This window comes from Chryseobacterium sp. C-71 (genome assembly GCF_020911865.1).
Lineage (GTDB): Bacteria > Bacteroidota > Bacteroidia > Flavobacteriales > Weeksellaceae > Chryseobacterium.
This window is the reverse complement of sequence record NZ_CP087131.1, coordinates 1,089,815-1,109,072: the sequence shown is the minus strand read 5'-3', so window position 1 is coordinate 1,109,072 and position 19,258 is coordinate 1,089,815. Positions and strand designations below refer to the sequence as shown.

22 protein-coding genes are annotated in these 19,258 nt (G+C 36.5%); 19 read left to right on the top strand and 3 right to left on the bottom strand.

All coding sequences use genetic code 11. From position 1 onward, the window contains the following. The first annotated feature begins 8 nt into the window (after nt 1-8). The 5 genes from LNP04_RS05015 to LNP04_RS04995 all read left to right on the top strand — a co-directional run bounded on the left by LNP04_RS05015 (nt 9) and on the right by LNP04_RS04995 (nt 4,487). On the top strand, nt 9-215 hold the full coding sequence (locus LNP04_RS05015) for a (4Fe-4S)-binding protein (RefSeq protein WP_047383837.1): 207 nt from the start codon (nt 9-11) through the stop codon (nt 213-215). 6 nt (nt 216-221) lie between these two features. Continuing rightward, nucleotides 222-530 (top strand): GNAT family N-acetyltransferase, encoded by a 309-nt coding sequence (locus tag LNP04_RS05010; protein ID WP_229985471.1) that lies wholly within the window; start codon nt 222-224, stop codon nt 528-530. Between the two features lie 148 nt (nt 531-678). Next, nucleotides 679-1,698 carry an LLM class flavin-dependent oxidoreductase gene (locus LNP04_RS05005; RefSeq protein ID WP_229985470.1) on the top strand — a complete coding sequence of 340 codons (1,020 nt, stop codon included), beginning with the start codon at nt 679-681 and terminating at the stop codon, nt 1,696-1,698. Nucleotides 1,699-1,912: 214 nt separating this feature from the next. After that, nucleotides 1,913-3,280: an alginate export family protein gene (locus LNP04_RS05000; RefSeq protein WP_229985469.1), complete on the top strand. Its 1,368-nt coding sequence runs from the start codon at nt 1,913-1,915 to the stop codon at nt 3,278-3,280. 364 nt (nt 3,281-3,644) lie between these two features. Continuing rightward, nucleotides 3,645-4,487 (top strand): sialate O-acetylesterase, encoded by an 843-nt coding sequence (locus LNP04_RS04995; RefSeq protein ID WP_229985468.1) that lies wholly within the window; start codon nt 3,645-3,647, stop codon nt 4,485-4,487. 51 nt (nt 4,488-4,538) lie between these two features. Here LNP04_RS04995 and LNP04_RS04990 read toward each other — a convergent pair whose 3' ends face one another. Further along, nucleotides 4,539-4,679 (bottom strand): YWFCY domain-containing protein, encoded by a 141-nt coding sequence (locus tag LNP04_RS04990; protein ID WP_324292107.1) that lies wholly within the window; start codon nt 4,677-4,679, stop codon nt 4,539-4,541. Between the two features lie 195 nt (nt 4,680-4,874). Between LNP04_RS04990 and LNP04_RS04985 the strand changes: the two genes are divergently transcribed. From LNP04_RS04985 to LNP04_RS04975, 3 genes are all read left to right on the top strand, one after another. Further along, complete coding sequence (locus tag LNP04_RS04985; RefSeq protein WP_229985467.1) at nt 4,875-5,780, top strand: alpha/beta hydrolase; 906 nt, start codon at nt 4,875-4,877, stop codon at nt 5,778-5,780. Between the two features lie 67 nt (nt 5,781-5,847). Further along, nucleotides 5,848-6,204, top strand: coding sequence for a hypothetical protein (locus LNP04_RS04980; RefSeq protein ID WP_229985466.1), 357 nt, complete (start codon nt 5,848-5,850; stop codon nt 6,202-6,204). Nucleotides 6,205-6,241: 37 nt separating this feature from the next. Continuing rightward, a complete protein-coding gene (locus tag LNP04_RS04975; RefSeq protein WP_229985465.1) occupies nt 6,242-7,153 on the top strand; it encodes an AraC family transcriptional regulator in 912 nt (303 codons plus the stop codon). A 116-nt stretch (nt 7,154-7,269) separates the two neighbouring features. Here LNP04_RS04975 and LNP04_RS04970 read toward each other — a convergent pair whose 3' ends face one another. Next, a complete protein-coding gene (locus LNP04_RS04970) occupies nt 7,270-8,094 on the bottom strand; it encodes an AraC family transcriptional regulator (RefSeq protein WP_229985464.1) in 825 nt (274 codons plus the stop codon). 20 nt (nt 8,095-8,114) lie between these two features. Beyond that, nucleotides 8,115-9,110: an SDR family NAD(P)-dependent oxidoreductase gene (locus tag LNP04_RS04965; protein WP_229985463.1), complete on the bottom strand. Its 996-nt coding sequence runs from the start codon at nt 9,108-9,110 to the stop codon at nt 8,115-8,117. A gap of 415 nt (nt 9,111-9,525) precedes the next feature. On the opposite strand from LNP04_RS04965, the gene LNP04_RS04960 reads away from it, so the two are divergent. From LNP04_RS04960 to egtB, 11 genes are all read left to right on the top strand, one after another. Further along, on the top strand, nt 9,526-10,452 hold the full coding sequence (locus tag LNP04_RS04960) for an SDR family oxidoreductase (RefSeq protein ID WP_229985462.1): 927 nt from the start codon (nt 9,526-9,528) through the stop codon (nt 10,450-10,452). Nucleotides 10,453-10,514: 62 nt separating this feature from the next. Then, nucleotides 10,515-10,871, top strand: a complete 357-nt coding sequence (locus LNP04_RS04955) for a hypothetical protein (RefSeq protein ID WP_229985461.1) — start codon at nt 10,515-10,517, stop codon at nt 10,869-10,871. Between the two features lie 13 nt (nt 10,872-10,884). Next, complete coding sequence (locus LNP04_RS04950; protein WP_229985460.1) at nt 10,885-11,787, top strand: AraC family transcriptional regulator; 903 nt, start codon at nt 10,885-10,887, stop codon at nt 11,785-11,787. Nucleotides 11,788-11,908: 121 nt separating this feature from the next. Further along, nucleotides 11,909-12,667, top strand: a complete 759-nt coding sequence (locus tag LNP04_RS04945; protein ID WP_229985459.1) for an SDR family oxidoreductase — start codon at nt 11,909-11,911, stop codon at nt 12,665-12,667. A gap of 20 nt (nt 12,668-12,687) precedes the next feature. Beyond that, nucleotides 12,688-13,605 carry an AraC family transcriptional regulator gene (locus LNP04_RS04940; protein WP_229985458.1) on the top strand — a complete coding sequence of 306 codons (918 nt, stop codon included), beginning with the start codon at nt 12,688-12,690 and terminating at the stop codon, nt 13,603-13,605. A gap of 118 nt (nt 13,606-13,723) precedes the next feature. Then, entirely contained in the window at nt 13,724-14,293 is a 570-nt protein-coding gene (locus tag LNP04_RS04935; RefSeq protein ID WP_229985457.1) for a Crp/Fnr family transcriptional regulator, read from the top strand. Between the two features lie 79 nt (nt 14,294-14,372). Beyond that, nucleotides 14,373-15,236 (top strand): SDR family oxidoreductase, encoded by an 864-nt coding sequence (locus LNP04_RS04930; RefSeq protein ID WP_229985456.1) that lies wholly within the window; start codon nt 14,373-14,375, stop codon nt 15,234-15,236. Between the two features lie 435 nt (nt 15,237-15,671). Continuing rightward, nucleotides 15,672-16,067 (top strand): DUF4440 domain-containing protein, encoded by a 396-nt coding sequence (locus tag LNP04_RS04925; RefSeq protein ID WP_229985455.1) that lies wholly within the window; start codon nt 15,672-15,674, stop codon nt 16,065-16,067. A gap of 12 nt (nt 16,068-16,079) precedes the next feature. Beyond that, nucleotides 16,080-17,045 (top strand): zinc-binding alcohol dehydrogenase family protein, encoded by a 966-nt coding sequence (locus tag LNP04_RS04920; protein WP_229985454.1) that lies wholly within the window; start codon nt 16,080-16,082, stop codon nt 17,043-17,045. Between the two features lie 20 nt (nt 17,046-17,065). After that, the gene (locus LNP04_RS04915; RefSeq protein WP_229985453.1) at nt 17,066-18,049 is read left to right on the top strand and encodes an L-histidine N(alpha)-methyltransferase; all 984 of its coding nucleotides are present in this window, start codon (nt 17,066-17,068) and stop codon (nt 18,047-18,049) included. Between the two features lie 17 nt (nt 18,050-18,066). After that, nucleotides 18,067-19,257, top strand: coding sequence for an ergothioneine biosynthesis protein EgtB (egtB, locus tag LNP04_RS04910; RefSeq protein WP_229985452.1), 1,191 nt, complete (start codon nt 18,067-18,069; stop codon nt 19,255-19,257). The last annotated feature ends 1 nt before the right edge of the window (nt 19,258 follow it).

Here is a 19,258-nt window from a genome sequence, read left to right as displayed (position 1 = left end):
AGTTAAGTATGGAAGAACATGAATACCCAAACGGAGAAATTACCATTCTTTGGAAACCTAAATTATGCATCCATGCAGCAGTTTGTGTAAAGACATTATCGAAAGTATATAATCCCAAAGACCGTCCGTGGATAAAAACCGAGAATGCAACTACACAGGAGCTTATTGATCAGGTTGCAAAATGCCCGTCCGGAGCATTGAGTATAAAAAAATAACGAATAGTGGAAAATATAAAAGTAATCTTTACAAAAGACAGTGTCGGAGAGGTGCAGTTATTTTCAGATGATAAGAAAGCAGGTAAAATGGATATTTCAGTTTCAGACGGAAAGCTGCGGGTGTACCATACAGAAGTAGATGCCGAGTACGAAGGAAAAGGTTTTGCAAAACTATTGCTTAATCAATTAGTAATTTATGCTAAAGAAAATAATCTCAGAATTATACCACTTTGTCCGTATGTTCTCGCACAATTCAGGCACCATCCGGAAGAATATGCAGAGGTTTGGCCTCAAAAAAAGGACATTAATGACTAAAAAATTAAATGAAGTATCTTTTAGAAAGTCTATAAAAGGAACGATAGCCGCTACCTGACAACATAAGTTAGCCGGCAAGCGAACCTGCTCCCAATGTTCTTTCGTGACTCAATAAGAGTATTCCAATAAATATAATATTTTAAAAAAAATGGAAATAGGAATTGATAGTTTTGCATCTGCCATGTACGGCAGTAATATGCTTACCGGTGTTGATGCAATGGAACAGCTGCTGGAAAGAATTGTTCAGGCCGATGAGGCAGGGCTTGCCATTTATGGTATTGGTGAGCATCATAAGAAAGAGTTTCTGGATTCTGCTCCCGCTGTAATACTTGCAGCTGCAGCAGCAAAAACAAAAAACATCCGTTTGACCAGTGCGGTTACTGTTCTCAGTACCTCTGATCCTGTACGTGTTTATCAAAGCTTTGCAACTTTGGATCTTATATCCAAAGGTAGGGCAGAGCTTGTGGTGGGAAGAGGCTCCGCAATCGAAGCTTATCCGCTTTTTGGATTTGATTTAAATGATTATGATGCATTGTTTAAAGAGAAACTAGACCTATTGTTAAAAATACGTGAACAGGAATTCGTTACCTGGTCTGGGAAATTTAGGCCGGCATTAAATAATCAGCCTGTCTATCCCAGATCTGTTCAGGAAAAAATCCCGGTTTGGTTAGGTGTTGGAGGAACTCCCGAATCGTTTGTAAGAGCAGGAACTTTAGGACTGCCATTAATGGTAGCGATTATTGGTGGTGAAACAGCACGTTTCCGTCCTTTGATTGATTTATATAGAGAAGCAGGCCTTCAGGCTGGCTTTGCTCCGGAACAGTTAAAAGTTGGCTTACATTCACCGGGTTATGTAGCTGCAACCAACGAAGAAGCTGTTTCAGATTATTATCCTGGTTATGCTGAGCTGTGGACAAAGGCAGGCAGAGAACGGGGATGGCCTCCGGTAACCAAAGCTCAGTTCGACGCTTCGGTTGCTCCTAAAGGTGTTCTGGTAGTTGGTGGTCCTGAGCAGGTAGCAGAAAAATTATTAAAACACAGTGAAGCACTGGGTGGCATTGACCGCTTTACATTTCAGATGGACAATGCAGGACTCACGCATGAACAGCTGTTACGTTCTATAGAAATAATTGGTAAGGAGGTTATTCCAAGGGTTTCTAAAGGTTAAGGTAAGTTTATGATGTACCGATAAGCAGAAAAATCAATTAAAATATACGAATCATACAAATATTACAAGTAACCTTCCTATTATTGGTGGTAAATTTTTCTGCTGTTCGTGAATATCAAAGAACGACGCTAAAACTATTTTAGCTAATACCAAATGCGTTGTTTATAAAATATGTTTGAGAGTATAAAATGAAGAAACTTTAAGCGGCCTACCTATGAAATTAAAGATTGTCATACTTTCATTAATATTTTTAACACAGGAGTTTTATCACGCGCAAAATTTTAAACTCATGCGTTATGATGAAGATTATTATAGGCTGAAAGACAGTGCGAAAACTTTTTATAACAAAATAAAATACATTCCTCTTTCACGAGCAGGTAATGCTTATCTTTCGCTTGGAGGCGAGATACGGGGAGAGCTGGATTATGCAGTTAATGAAGATTGGGGAAAGATGAATACCGGTACCGATATTTTTGTACTTCAACGCTATCATCTTCATGGCGATTTGCATTTAGGTAAGAGGATTCGTGTTTTCGGACAATTACGGAGTGGTTTGGAAGATGGTCGTAAGAACGGCCCTCGTGGAATTGATGAAGACCAATTGAACGTTCAAAATTTTTTTGTGGATATTATACCTTTTAAAAAATCTGATCAAATCATTACGTTGCGATTGGGTCGGCAGGAGATTCAATACGGTAGTGGTCGTCTCATTGATGTCCGGGAAGGTCCCAATCTCCGCCTATATTTTGACGGAGCCAGAGTTGCTTACGCATCGTCGAATCTCAAACTTGATGCATTTGTGATGGCAGATGCGGTGGTGAATACCGGAGTTTTCGATAACGCTTCAACACGTAAAGCTAACCTTTGGGGAGTCTACGGTACCTATATTTCTCCGAAAAGTGGCAATCTTGATTTTTATTACTTAGGAATCAATCGTTCTGATGCAGTGTTTGATGAAGGGGTAAAGGATGAATCCAGACACACAGTCGGAGCCAGAGCTTGGAGAAACGGCGATGGCTTTATTTACAATTTCGAAGTAGCTTATCAATTTGGAAAATTTGGCTTAGGAAACATCAATGCCTTTGGGATTTCATCTGAGATTGGTTATCTGTTTAGCAATGTGAAGGGAACACCTACTGTGAAGCTAAAAAATGATTATGTTTCCGGGGATAAAATCAAAGGAGATGGTAGATTGGGAACTTCTAATGCTATGTATCCAAATGGCGGATATTTCGGAATGAATCCTCAGGCAGGTCCGGCAAATTTACTGTCTGTGCACCCTAATCTGACCTGGAATCCTGCAAAAAATGTAACGCTAACGGCGGCAGTTGTGTTTAATTGGCGTAGCTCTCTGCAGGACGGTGTGTATGGTCCAAATGGCTCGTTAAGACTATCATCATCCGATTCAAAAAGAAAATATATTGGTACGGCATACACGACTACCTTTTCATGGAAAATTAATAAATTTTTCAGTTATAGTGCCGGTGTACAGTATTTTCAAACAGGTAATTTCATCAACGATGTAATATCACAGCATCGTGATGGTTTTTTTGTAGGATCGGTAATAGGATATAAGTTTTAATGTTTTTTTTAGAAAAAATATTTTCTTGTAATTAAGAATGATATATTGAGGGGGAAATTCAATTAATATTTATAGTTTGTAATATGGATGTATCATGAAAGAAAATTTTGGATAATTTTTTTCTCCTATTTATTTCTGTAAATTTGATTTATAAAAATAAATCTTAAGTAAGATTAGATATTATAATTCCATTATACCGTTGTCTATCAAGGTTATGGGGTATTGGAGAACAGATCTTTTGATCTATATCTTGCGGGGAACTTTGTCTAATAAGGTGGCAGTATGTTTTGAAATATAAAGTTAGAATAAACAAATAAGAACTTGATTTTGGAATAGATCAAAAAAGGATAAAAAATAAATTAAAATGGTACATTCTTTTTTATTGGTAGGGCAATCCAATATGGCAGGACGGGGTTTTTTGAAAGATGTAGACATCATTTATGATGAACATATAAAAATGCTTCGAAACGGGAGATGGCAGACAATGGTAGAGCCTGTTAATTTTGATCGTCCCAATGCAGGAATTGGTCTTTCAGCATCGTTTGCCGCAGCTTGGCGTATAAAAAATGTAGCAGAAGAAATTGGTTTAATTCCATGTGCAGACGGAGGAACTAGTTTGGATGATTGGGCAACAGACGGAATGTTATTTCAACATGCCATTGCACAGGCAAAATTGGCTCAAAAGTCCAGTAAGCTAGAAGCTGTTTTATGGCATCAGGGCGAAAATGATGCTAATGCAACAAGTGCTCATCTTTATCATGAAAAGTTTTCTTTGATTGTACAAGCATTTCGGACTGAACTCAATGAACCGAATTTACCTGTTATCATAGGCGGACTTGGGGATTTTTTGGATAAAGGATCTTATGCAGAGCATTTCTCAGCTTATCCAGTTGTAAATGACGCTCTCTTAAATTTTGCTAAAACGATTCCGAATTGTTATTTTGTAACGGCATCGGGTCTGACTTCAAATCCCGATTATATACATATTGATGCAACTTCTCTGCGAAAATTTGGGGTTCGTTATTTTGAAGCTTTTGATAAGCGACAGCATATTTTAAAACCTCTGGTTGAAGAAGATCAAACGATTGAAAAGATATACCAAAGAGAATTGACCAATAGCGAGAAAATTGGGCTATTGAATGTAAAGTTTTTCAGCGGAGCATTGTCGGAAAATGACTACAATGCAGAACTAGTCAAATTAATGTAAATTAATCAAAGACATTTTCCATCTGTTTGGTTCCTGCTGAACACTCTCATTTTAATTATTGAAATCATCGTCCAGAAGATACAGTAATGAAAAGTTCATAAAAAGCAAGACAAAACCGATTGCCAAAGCCATGAATATTTTAGTCCACATTATTTTTTCATTCTTTACACATTTCTTTCCTGAGCAATTCAAAGTCAGCTAAACTAAGACAAATATAGCAATCACTGGCTGTACGTGGCGGTATTGGGCTAAATGTTTATTACAATGTACAATGGTAATAAATATAAAAAGCACCTCAGTAATACAGACACAACAAACCGTAATTTGGAAACACGCATCACTTTTTATTTTATGAATTTTGCTATATAACAAAATAGATAAACAACAATGCAAAAAGTTAGTTTTAAAAATAGAACTTGGGATGTAGCAGGACATTTATATTTTCCTGAAAATTTTGATGAAACTAAACAATACCCTGCTATTGTTTGTGTTCATCCGGGCAGTAGTGTGAAAGAACAGACGGCTGGCTTATATGCCAGTCAGCTTGCTGAAAATGGATTTATTGCTTTAACCTTCGACGCTTCTTTTCAGGGGGAAAGTGGAGGCGAACCTCGGTTTTTGGAAGACCCTACAACTAGAGTTGAAGATATTCGTTGCGCAATAGATTATCTTACCACATTATCTTTTGTCGACAACGACAGAATTGGGGCAATGGGTGTTTGTGCAGGTGGTGGTTACGCAGCTAATGCTGCTATTTCAGAAAAAAGAATTAAGGCGATAGGAACAGTAATAGGAACCAATCCAAGCAGAGCTTTTCGCGAAGCTAATCCAGTAGAAACACTCAATGCGGTTGCTCAACAACGAACTGCTGAAGCTAACGGAGCCGAAAAACTCATTAATAATTGGATACCCAATTCAAAAGAAGAAGCGCAGCAATTAGGTGTCCAAGAAATGGATTTACTGGAAGCGATTGATTATTACAGAACCCCTCGCGGGCAACATCCTAATTCCTGCAATCAGTTGCTTTTTACAAGTATGAGTAATTTGATTATGTTCGATGCTTTTCATTTGGCAGAATATTTTCTTACACAACCTTTATTGGTAATTGTTGGAGACAAAGTAGGTGGTTTTGGTTCTTATAGAGATGGTTTTGATTTGTATAATAAAGCAGCTTCCACCAACAAAAAAATACATGTTGTACAAGGTGCAAGTCACTACGATTTGTATGATCAACCCCAAGCTACTCAAAACGCATTAGAACAATTAGTGCCTTTTTTTCAAGAGCATTTGTAGAGAACGTTGAGACTTTATCAACTGACGTACAGAAAATAAATATTATCTTTAGCTATACTGATTTGCTATGAATGTAGTTCTGAAAATATTAGGTATTCTTTTTTTTATTGCAGGTTTTGTACTTACACTAAAACCTGATTTGCTGGGAAAGTTTTCTTCATCCATTGACGCTTACCAAATGATTGAGAAGCGTGTACGATGGGGATTGCTCGTTGGTTTGGGGCTGTTCCTTGTATTCAATAGCAATTGGAATTCATGGGGTTTAGGTATCACTGCATTCCTCTTTGCTATTACGTTAGGCATCATTATTTCCAGATTAGCGGGTTTTATAAAAGATGGATTTTTCATACAACAATTATGGTGGTTGCTGATCGAATTATTTGCTTTATTGCTTTTCGGATTTTTGTATTGGAAACAGAAATGATTAAAACCGTCAGTCAAAAAATTTATAAAATTTAATTATGCAAGTCATTCACTCGCTTTCAGAGTTTCATCGTTTGTTATCTATACCGCCGCCATTGCATCCTTTGGTAAGCGTTGTTCAGGTATCGGAGTTACACGCCGTAGTTTCTGATGTTTGGAAAAAATTCAGTACAGATTTTTATACCATTTCGCTGAAGAAAAACATCCAATCTAAAATAAAATATGGTCAGCATTATTATGATTTTGACAGTGGCACAATGACTTTTATCGCCCCAAAACAAGTTCAGTCCATCGAAGCAGAAAGTACAAACGAATTTAACGAAACTTCCGGAAGCGGTTATGTACTCATGTTTCATCCCGATTTTTTGGCAAAGCATCCATTAGCTGGTAACATTAAAAATTACAATTTCTTTTCTTATTCTTTAAACGAAGCATTGCATCTTTCTGAAAAAGAAGAAAATAATGTAATCGCCATTTTAAAAAAAATTGAAGAAGAATACCAACATATTGACCAGCATACGCAAGCTGTTATTTTGTCGCAGATCGATTTGTTACTAAATTACAGCAACCGTTTTTACGGCAGACAATTTATTACCCGAAAAGCAGTAAATGACAGCTTGCTTATAAAAGTTGAGCATTTTATTGCAGACTATTTCAATAGTGAAAAACCTTTACAGCAAGGTATTTTAACGGTAGAATATTTAGCAGGTCAACTCAATTTGTCTGCAAATTATTTAAGTGATGCCCTACGTTCCCTCACCAGACAAAGTGCACAACAGCACATACACGAAAAATTGATTGCAAAAGCAAAAGAGTATCTTACCACATCAACTTTAACCGTTTCTGAAATTGCCTTTAGTTTAGGATTTGAACGTCCTCAATCTTTCAATAAACTATTCAAAAATAAAACTGAAATGTCACCGCTGGAATTCCGCCAGGCGTTTAATTAGGGATAATTTTTACGGCCTTTTTTCTATGTTTTTTTGATTGTATTGGCAATTTCTTATAAAAAAATATGATAGTGGATGTCGGTTTTTGGCCGATTTCTACTTTTGCGCTTTGTCAGTTATTTTTCAAAATATGAATTTTGTCCAATTAATTCTCTTGGCGACAAGCCATATTGTTTTTTGAAAGCAAATGAAAAATGGGAAAGATTTTCGAATCCGATTTCATGATAAAAATCAACAGGGTTTTTATTTTTCTCAGTCAATTCATAATGTGCCATTTCCAGGCGCTTTTTGGTAAGCCATCGCTGTGGTGTCATATGGAATGCTTCAATAAAATCCCGTTTGAAAGTGGTCAGACTACGACCAGTCAGGTATCCAAATTTTTCCAACGACATATTGAACATGAAGTTTTTTTCCATAAAAGTTTTCAGGTCAATTTTTCCTGGTTCTTCAAAATTGTTCAGAACTGCATCGATTTTCGGGTCAATGGTTCGCAAAATATTGATTGCCTCATTGATTTTTAACGAGGCAATATTTTCAGGGAAATCATTTTGTATTTCGAAATAAGGAATTAGCGAATTTAGACAGCTTTCCAGTAAAGGATGTGGGTGAAAATGAATGATTTTTTCGGTTTCAATTTCCGGCTTGACAGATTGATTGTCAAAAAAATCTCTTAATCTCTTTGTCGAAAGGTGCATCGCAACTGCTTTGTGTGGCAATTCATCTTTGGGATAATTGATGATGGTTGCCAATTGGTTTCTCGGAATCAAAAAAGTACTGCCTGCACCGAAAACAAAACTTTCATCTGCCTGAATAATTTTGGTTTCACCTGAAATCAACCAGACCAGTAAATGATCTTGAAATGCTGCTTCCGTTTTGAACAACTTTCCTTCGTAACAGGAAAGTTTAAGTTCCGGATTGATATAATTGACTTGATAATCCATGTCTTACAAATGTACAAATATCAACTCAGTTCAAATGAAATGCCTGTCATTTCTTCACTCAAATTCCATAAGCGTTTTGCATTTTTTTCATCCATTGAATAAGCTTTAATTCCGCCTATAATCGATACATCTGAATTAAGATTTGCTATTTCAACGTTTTCACAATAAACACCTCCTACATCATTAAGCAATGGACTTGTGGCGCACCAAACCGTAGTTGCTGCTCCTTGGGGAATGGTTTTCAGGGAAGCGGCAACTTCCGGTAAAATGTTTCCTTCTGCATCGCTATAACCCAATTTTTGAAACAAATCTGCAGGTGCATCTCTTGATAATTCCGTTTCTCCTACAGCTCCGGGGCATAAAGCATAGCTTCTCACATTGTACTTTTTTGCACGATTGTCAAGCTCGAGCGAAAAAAGATTGACAGCGGTTTTAGATTGTCCATAGCCCAGTAATGTTTCATATTCACGATGGATAAAATTCGGATCTTCAAAATTGAAATCAGAAAACTGATGTCCGCCGGAAGAAACATTTACAACCCTTGCGCCGTTAGCTTTTTTCAATGCAGACCACAATCTTGCTGTGAGTTGAAAATGTGCTAAATAATTGATTGCCAATTGCGATTCGAAACCACGATAATCTCTGCGTAACGGAACCCACATGATGCCCGCATTGTTGATGAGCAAATGAAGCGGACGTCCTGAAACTAGAAATTTTTCGGCAAAAGCATCAACAGAATCAGGATTGGCTAAATCCAGCTCTTCCAATTCCACATGAGCAATTCCGGCAAGATTTCTTTTTGCTTTTTCGAGGTTGCGAGCCGGAACGATTACGGTTGCTCCTGCTTTGGATAAAGTTTTAACTGTTTCCAAGCCAATTCCCGTATTTCCTCCGGTAACGATAGCGATTTTTCCTTCGAGATTAATACCCTTAATAACTTCATCTGTTGTTGATTTTGCATTAAACCCAGAATTAATGGGCTTTTGCAAATGACCTTGATCATTGTATTGTTTCATCTTTTTTAATTTTAATTGTTTGTTGAAACAAAATTAAGAGGTTATAGAATGAAGAACTTTGTTGAAACGTCCTAATTTACTTTGTTGAGAAATCCATAAAAATGAGAGGTTATCTTTTTAATAAGTCAGCCTTAGTTCTGTCTTTTATTTCGTTTCCGTTTCTTCCCATTAGCAAAATTCTGTTCCTCGAATCTATGTCTTTTGCTTCGGGCAATAACCGCCAAATGCTTCAGTCAAACCCTCTTCGTGTTTTTCATCTGCCGGATGGGAAAGATATGATACTGTTGAATGAAATAATTAATGTCGCTGTTTGACATTTAATAGCTAAGGATTTTTTTGACTACATCAACAGTCGTTTTGGATAAATCCAACATCTAACGTTATCCCATATTTGTATCAACAAAATAAATAAAAAATGGAAAACAATATTAAAAATTGGACAGCTGCAAATATTCCTCAAAGAAAAGACGGTTTAGCTGTAATCACAGGTAGTACGGAAGGTATTGGTTACGAAGATGCTTTGGCATTATCTTCTGCAGGTTGGAGGGTGATTGTAATGGGACGAAACGCTCAAAAAGGAGCTGATACAATTGCTAAAATCCAACAAATTAATCCGAAGGGAAAAGTGAGTTTTGAAAAAATAGACCTTGCCAACTTATCTTCCATCAAATCCTTTGCTTCGAGAATGATTGAAAGAGGCGAAGCCATTGACTTATTGATAAACAATGCTGGCGTAATGACACCACCAAATAGGCTGGAAACTGCCGATGGTTTTGAGTTACAATTCGGAACCAATCATATTGGTCATTTTGCATTGACAGCCCAATTGCTTCCATTGCTTCATAAAGCACAAGATGCTCGTGTGGTTACGGTTTCAAGCATAGCCAATCGTGATGGCCAAATTAATTTTGATGACCTACAGTCAACAGCTTCGTATGTTCCGGGGAAAGCATACAGTCAGGCAAAAATTGCGAACTTAATGTTTGCTTTAGAACTTCAGCGACAAAGTGAAAAGCACGGTTGGGGCATTACAAGTATTGCTTCTCATCCGGGTGTTTCCCGAACCAATCTATTGCTAAATGGTGCCGGAAAATGGAGTACTCCGGGAATTATGCGAAGATTTTTTCCGTTTTTATTTCAGCCACAGTCACAAGGAGCATTACCCACTTTATTTGCAGCCACGTCGCCGGAGGCTCAAGGCGGATTATATTACGGACCTAACAAAATGAGTGAAATCCGTGGCTTTCCATCTATCGCAAAAATCCCTGAACAAGCAAATGATTTAGAAGTTGCTCAAAGATTATGGGAAGTATCGCAAAAGTTAGCAAAGGTTGAGTTTTAGTATTTCAATGAAATTTAAAAGAATTCAATAAATTAGTAACGTAAGTTTTTAAAAACAAAACGATGGTAAAAAGTATAATTTCTTTGATGTTGTTACTAATGTCGGTTTTTCTGGCATTCAAACACGGTTGGGACACATTTAATTACAAAAAACATCCCGAAGCAATGAAAATGATGAGTGAATTAGGCATTACAGAAACAATGATACCCATTTTCGGTGGGGTTACATTATTAATTGGTGTATTGTTGCTTATCCCCAAAACATTTTTCTTGGGCAATGTGCTCAATGCTATTTCTATATTAATAATTATGGCGTTGGCAATGAGGATTGGAAATTTTAAAATGGTATTGATGGAAATTCCGTTTTTAGTGATGCCTTTGGTGTTGATTTGGTTGAAATATCCGTTTTTAAAAAATTAATCAAATCTGTCTTATGGAAAAGCCAATCCGAATAAAAACCATTTCTGAGTTGCACAAATTAATGGGTTTGCCTAAACCGCATCATCCATTGATTGAACTCATTGATCTATCTAAACAAAAAAAGGATACGGGAATTTTTGCTGTACTATTTGATTTGTACGTGATTACTTTAAAAAGAGGTTGTGACAAATTGTTTTACGGACAGCAACAATATGATTTTGATGAGGGCGTAATGGCATTTTTATCGCCTGGACAAATTTTACGCGGAGAAAGTGATAACATTCCGGAAAATATAGACGGCTGGATGTTGTTTATCCATCCCGATTTTTTATGGAATACTTCTTTGGCTAAAAAAATAAAACAATACGATTTTTTTGGCTACACCATCAATGAGGCCTTGTTTTTATCGGATAAGGAAGAAACAATGATAAATGGGATTGTTGAAAACATCAAAAACGAATATCAAACAAACATAGACCAATTTAGCCAAGACATCATCATTTCACATCTAGAAACATTATTGAATTATTCGGAACGGTTTTACCAGCGACAATTCATTACCCGTAAAAAAACGAACCATCAAATCCTCGACCGGTTGGAAGTATTACTTTCAGATTATTTCAACAGTGATGATTTGGTTTCAAAGGGATTGCCAACTGTTCAATACATTTCGGATCACTTAAATGTGTCGCCAACCTATCTGCGTAGTTTACTCAAAACATTGACAGGCTTGAATACGCAACAGCACATTCACGAAAAACTGATTGAAAAAGCAAAGGAAAAATTATCAACAACGGATTTAACGGTAAGTGAAATTGCTTATGAATTAGGTTTTGAGCATATGCAATCATTCAGCAAATTGTTTAAAGAAAAGACCAATCAAACTCCGTTGGGGTTTAGGGCTGGTTTCAATTAGAAATATCAACCAATACTAATTAAAAACATTCCACGATTTTGTTATCAAAAACCTCAGTTGGGTTACAAACCACATTTTAGATAGACTGACCTTTGTTTTTCAAACATTTAAAATAAAAGAAATGAAAAAAGCATTAATTACGGGAGCGAACAAAGGCATTGGTTTGGAGGTAGCAAAACAATTGTTACAAAAAGGATACTATGTTTATCTGGGTAGCAGAGATTTAAAAAATGGTAGAGAAGCCGTCGAAAAATTAAAAAATGAAGGGCTCGAAAATGTTGAATTGTTAGAAATAGATGTTACTAGTCAGCAGTCGGTAAACAATGCCCGCATAGAATTGGGCAAGAAAACACAGGTACTGGATGTACTGATCAACAATGCCGGTATTAATGGAATAGAATTTAAAGATGGCAAACCAATAATGCACACTGCAAAAGAGACAGATGTAGATGTTTACAAGAAAGTCTATGAGGTAAATGTGTATGGCGTGATAAGAGTTACACAGGCTTTTTTAGATTTATTGCGAAATTCATCAGCACCCAGAATTGTCAATGTAAGTTCAAGCCAGGGCTCGCTCACTTTACACAGCGATCCAAATTTTATTCATTACAACTTTAAAGGTTCGGTATATCAATCTTCAAAATCAGCCCTAAATATGTACACCGTTGTTTTAGCGTATGAGCTGAAGGACTTGCCCTTTAAAATAAATGCTGTTAGCCCAGGTTCTACAAAGACAGATTTTAACCATAATTTGGGGCAAGGTTCTGTTGTAGATGCCGGCAAACGAATTGTAAAATATGCCATCATTGGCGAAGACGGGCCGACAGGTAAATTTTTCTCGGAAGATATGAATACGGTTACCGGCGAAATTCCGTGGTAGAAAATCACTAAATTTATGAGATGAAAAAGGACAAATATATTCCTTACCATTACAATTCACTTACAGAATTGCATCGGATGCTTGGGTTACCTAAACCCTTGCACCCGTTGATTAGTTTTTTTGATAATACCAATAAAAAGATAGATTACAGCAACATCGCAGACCTGCGGACTTCAGCATTTTACAAGATCTCTTATAAGTCAAATCTTATAGGGCAGTTAAAATACGGGCAACATTATTATGACTTTGATGAAGGCGGATTGTTTTTTGTATCGCCCAATCAGGTTACTGCAAATAGCGACAACAACGGCGACCAATCTGGTTATACTTTATTAATTCATCCCGATTTTTTATTATCCTATCCTTTGGCAAATAAGATAAAGCAATATGGCTTTTTCGGCTATTCTGCCGATGAAGCATTGCATCTTTCAGATAAAGAAAAAGACACCATTATTTCTATTTTCAAAAATATTGATGAAGAATTGCAAAGCAGAATTGATGATTTTAGTCAAGATGTAATGATCTCACAAATAGAAACTTTACTCAATTACAGCAATCGATTTTACAAGAGACAATTTATAACCCGAAAACAAGTAAATAACGACCTTTTACAAAAAATGGAGAAAATTTTGGATGAACTATTTAAAGATAAAAATCTGGCAATCCAAGGTATTCCTACAGTCCAGTATCTTTCCGAAAGCCTCCGTCTTTCGCCAAGCTATTTGAGTGATATGTTACGTTCTTTAACAGGGCAAAATGCACAGCAACACATTCAAAACAAGATTATTGAAAAAGCAAAAGAAAAATTATCTACTTCTGATTTATCCATTTCAGAAATAGCTTATGAATTAGGTTTTGAATATTCGCAATCTTTCAGTCGCTTATTTAAAGCCAAAACCAGTCAAAGCCCGCTGGAGTTTAGGGCAAATTTCAATTAGAAATATCATCTACTTTTAATAACTAAAAACCATCCGATATTTTGTTATAAAACCAACCTGAGTCACTTTTTACCAAATGGTAATTCTTTAATTAAAATCGCTTCCTAACTTTACAACAATGGATAAATTAATTGAATATATACTGCATTTTGGCAATTTGAACCAACAGCAAATTGACTTTATCAAAAGCAAGGCAACGGAATTGGAACTGAAAAAAGATGATTATTTTTCCGAAGCAGGAAAAATTCCAAAATACATTGGTTTTGTTTTGGAAGGCGTTTTTCGTTTTTGCTATTACAATAATAAGGGCGAAGAAATAACCTATTATTTTATTAGCGAAAACAGCTTTGTTTCTGACCAACAAAAATTTGATGCACAGGCAGCAGCGACTGATTACATCCAAGCTGTGACCGATTGTAAAATGCTGGTGTTTTCTAAAAAAGATTGGGACGAAATTTTAAATACAATTCTGGATTGGGATAAGATTTCTGCTAAAATAACACACAAATGTTTAACCGAAGCTATGGACAGAAGAAGTCCGTTGGTTTCGGAAGATGGAACTACCCGTTACTTGTCATTCCTCGAAAAATATCCAATGCTGATTAATCGTATTCCGCTTTCATTGGTCGCTTCGTACTTGGGCGTTACCCAACAGTCGTTGAGCAGAATTAGAAAAAACATCCGCTAATAATCTCTTTTTACCAAATGGTAAATGTTTTCATTTTTAAAGATCGGAAATTTGTATCATTAATTTAAAACAAAATATAATGAGCAAAAAAATAGTATTAATTACAGGAACAAATAGCGGATTTGGATGGCTTACCGCAAAAAGTGTTGCAGCCTTGGGACACCAGGTTTACGCAACAATGAGAGATACAAACGGTAAAAATTCAGATAAAGCAAAAGCTCTATCAGAGGTAGAAAACATCACAGTTTTGGATGTTGCACTTACTGACGAAAATAGTGTGCAGAACGCCATAGATACCATCATCGCAAAAGAAGGAGCAATAGATGTTTTGGTAAACAATGCGGGATTTAGCAGAAACGGTGTTGCCGAAAGTTTTACAACTGCCGATGTGCAGGAAATATTTGATATCAATGTCATTGCGCCCTGGCGACTGATGAAATTGGTGTTGCCATTTATGCGTAAACAATCCGAAGGTCTGATCATCAACATCACCAGCGGATTTGGTACCGTTTCATTTCCTTTTGCCACAATGTACAGTGCTTCGAAATTTGGTTTGGAAGGTATCAGCGAAGGTTTGCATTACGAAGTAAGACCATTGGGTATTGACGTTGCCATCCTGCAGCCAGGTGCTTTTCCGACAGAGATGTCACAAAAATTCAACCCTGGTTCTGATGCTTCGGTTAACGATGCTTATCAAGCTATAGCAGATTATCCTAATAAAATGGGTGCTGCTATTGGTAAGGCATTCGAAACTTTAAATCCTAATCCACAAGATGTTGCAGACGCTGTGGTCAATTTAATCAGCTTACCCAAAGGTCAGCGCCCGATAAGAACCAATGTTGACCCTTTCACAGGACAATACATCAAAGCTGCAAATGATGCCGTACAAGCTGAATATGATAAAACGTTAACGGCTTTTGGAATGGGAGATTTGTTGAAGTAAAATATTGAAGTCGCAAAATTTCCTTTGTATTTAAATTTAAAACCTTCTTTCAATAGAGGGTTTTATTTTTTTGGTGATCGGACAAGTAATTTTTTATGTAATTATTGAATTTAAAATGTAATAATATCATAAACGAAATAGTAGAAACATCAAAACCTTATTTTATGATGATATTTTCCGAGTTCCTTCAGTAGAGAATCCATAATGTGTAAGCTTTCTATGAACTGTGGTTCTGTCCAGAAATCTGTGGGCTGCATTTTTCTTTAAATCTAATATTTGATTCTATCAAACAGCCAATCATTAAAAATCTTAAACTAGTTCAAGGCTATTTCTTCTATTTGTTTATTGACAATTTTTGTGTGATAAGTTCAATTTTGTAATAAGATTCTAACGATACAAATCAACGTAAACGAAATAATTTTAAAACTAGAAATAATGAATCATAACAAGAACAAAGTAAAAGAGAAAATTTTGAATTTCGAATCAGCCCTTAATTTGGGAAATATTGAAGATGTTTTGTCATTTTATTCCGATGAAGCCATCTTTATGCCTGACGGAAACAAAACATTAAAGAAAAGTCAGATTGGAAAATCAGGAGCAGAATTTCTTATTGAGAGCAATTTTAAGATCCAGTTTGAAAATGTGAAAATTGCCATTGATGAAAACTATGCATTTGTAGATGCGATTGCACAAACATCACAGAATGATAAAGAAATCTCATCGAAATTGGAAAGAACAAGCAGAGATTTTTTTGTATTACGAAAAGAAGAAGGCGATTGGAAAATTTTCAGGTACATTTTCAATAATAATGTAATAACCTCGAAATTGTAATATCTTAAAACGATGAAAGCAGCTGTTTTATACCGTGCCGGCGAACCAGAGAATTTGCGTCTGGAAGAAAGAGAAATTTCGTCTCCGAAAGAAAATCAGATTTTGATTAAAATCAAAGCTTTTGGATTGAACCGTTCAGAAATAATGACGAGAAAAGGCTATTCCGAAAGTGTTCAGTTTCCGAGGATTTTAGGAATTGAGTGCGTAGGCGAAATTGTTGAAGACCCTTCAAATGAATTCCAAAAAGGTCAAAAAGTGACTGCTTTTATGGGCGGAATGGGGCGTGACTTTGATGGCAGTTATGCAGAGTATGCAGTTTTACCTAAATCAATTATCAGTTCTTTTGAAAGTGATTTATCTTGGGGAATTCTTGGTGCTCTGCCGGAAATGTTCCAGACGGTTTACGGTTCATTACATTCAGCGCTTATGATTAAAAAAGGTGAAACCATTCTTATCCGTGGTGGAACTTCTTCCATTGGTCTTTTAGCGGCAGAACTGGCAAAATCTGAAGGTCTGAAAGTCATTAGTACAACCAGAGACATCACCAAAACAAATTTATTGATTGAAAATGGAGCCGATGAAGTATTGATTGACGATGGAAATCTTTCACAACAAATTTCGATTCAAAACTTAAAAATTGATAAGATTCTAGAGTTGGTGGGAGCATCCACTTTAAAAGATTCATTAGCATCGGTTGTTCGGGGTGGAATCGTTTGTATGACCGGAATGCTTTCTGAGCAATGGTCAATCAAAGATTTTGCGCCGATGGATTATATTCCGGCTGCAACTTTTGTCACCGTTTACGATAGCGGGCAGATGCGGGTGGAAGGAAAATATTTTCAGGATTTTATTGATGAAATCGAAAATGGGAATATTCATCCGAAAATAAAAAAGGTTTTCAGTCTGGAAAAAATTGCAGAAGCCCACACTTTTATGGAATCCAATTACGGCGGCGGCAAGATAGTTGTAGTTCTCTAAAAACCCAAAAAACAAGATTTATGAATTCACAGGTGGAAACAGAGTTTCAGACACAAAATGACTCCAAGGAAACTTTTCTGGCAGACGTTCTCGAAGGCTTGAAAAGCAGTCCGAAAAAATTACATTCAAAATATTTTTACGACGAGGCAGGTGACAGACTTTTTCAGCAGATTATGGATATGCCGGAATATTATCTCACCAATTGCGAGCTGGATATCTTCAAAAATAAAACTGAGATATTGGCAAAAAGCATCCTGATCGATAATGAACCTTTCGATTTGATAGAATTGGGAGCTGGCGATGCAATGAAGTCCAGTTTTCTGCTAGAACATCTGACCCAAAAAAATATCGATTTCACTTATATGCCGATTGACATTTCCGGCCATATCTTGGATGAATTGAGTGAAAAGTTCAGCAGAGATTTGCCCGGATTGGAAGTCATCACTTTGGAAGGCGACTATTTTAATATGCTCGACAAGGCAATGACCATCTCGCAAAGAAGAAAAGTGGTTCTTTTTTTAGGAGGAAATATTGGTAATATGGACTTAGAAGAATCTTATCATTTCTGCAGAGAACTCAGAAGAAAGCTCAATCGTGGCGATATTCTTCTGGTTGGTTTTGACCTTAAAAAAAATCCGCATACTATTCTCAATGCCTACAATGATGAAGCAGGAATCACTTCATCGTTTAACCTGAATCTTCTCATCAGAATGAACCGCGAACTGGAAGCCGATTTCGATGTTTTGAATTACCAACATTACCAAACCTACGACCCAATATCAGGCGCTTGCAAAAGTTATCTTGTAAGTCTTGCCGAGCAAAATGTACACATTGGAAACCAAGTTTTCCGGTTTGAAGAAAATGAATTGATTGATATGGAAATCTCACAAAAATTTTCTCTCGAAGATATCACCAAACTTGCACGGGATTCCAAATTTCACATCATTAATGAGATTGCCGACTCCAAAAGATGGTTTGTAGATTCTATTTGGCAAGTATTATAATTTCAAAATATATTACAATGAAAGAAAATTCCGTTCTTACAATATCAAATTCCATAAATGATTGGGCAGAGAAATATTTAGAAATCAGAAATCATTCCGTTAAAATCTGCGAACCTTTAGAAATCGAGGATTATGTGGTTCAGCCAACTGTCGATGTAAGTCCACCAAAATGGCATTTGGGTCACACGACTTGGTTTTTCGAGACTTTTATTTTGGAACCCAACTTTCCTGGTTATCAGGTTTTCGATGCTCAGTATAATTTCGTTTTCAACAGTTACTATGAAACGATTGGTGCAAGAGTAATCCGTACTGACAGAGGAAATCTGAGCCGTCCATCAGTTTCTGATATTTACAAATACCGAAAATATGTCGATGAGCAAATGGATAAATTTCTTCAAAGCGAATATTTAACAGAAGAAATCAAACCTTTACTCGAACTCGGACTCAATCACGAGCAGCAGCATCAGGAATTATTAATGACGGATATCAAATATATTTTAGGTCACAATCCACTTTTTCCGGCTTACAAAAATGAAGCTTTTTCAACGAAAGAACATTCTGAAAACATCGAAATGATTCACTTCAATGAAGGTGTTTATGAAATCGGTTTTCAGGGAGAAGGTTTTAGTTTTGATAATGAACTAGGAAGGCATAAAGTGTATCTCAATGATTTTAAAATTGCTGACCGTTTAGTTTCCAACCAAGAATATTTAGAATTTATGGAAGCAGGTGGCTATAATGATTTCAGACATTGGCACGCCGAGGGCTGGGATTGGGTGAAACAGAATGAAGCAAAATCTCCTTTATATTGGCATTTGATTGATGGTAAATGGATGAATTATACTTTGAATGGACTTCAGGAATTAGATTTAAATGATGCCATTTGTCACATCAATTTTTACGAAGCTTCAGCCTTCGCCTCCTGGAAGGGCATGCGTCTGCCGACCGAAGCGGAATGGGAAGTTGCTTCCAATCATTTCAAATGGGGAAGCCGCTGGGAATGGACCAACTCTGCCTATTTACCATATCCAGGATTTAAAAAAGAAGCCGGCGCAGTAGGAGAGTATAACGGAAAATTTATGGTCAATCAAATGGTTCTGCGGGGCGCATCTGTTGCAACGCCAATCGGACACAGCAGAAATACATATCGTAACTTCTTCCAGACTAGCTTGAAATGGCAGTTCACAGGAATAAGACTTGCTCAATAAT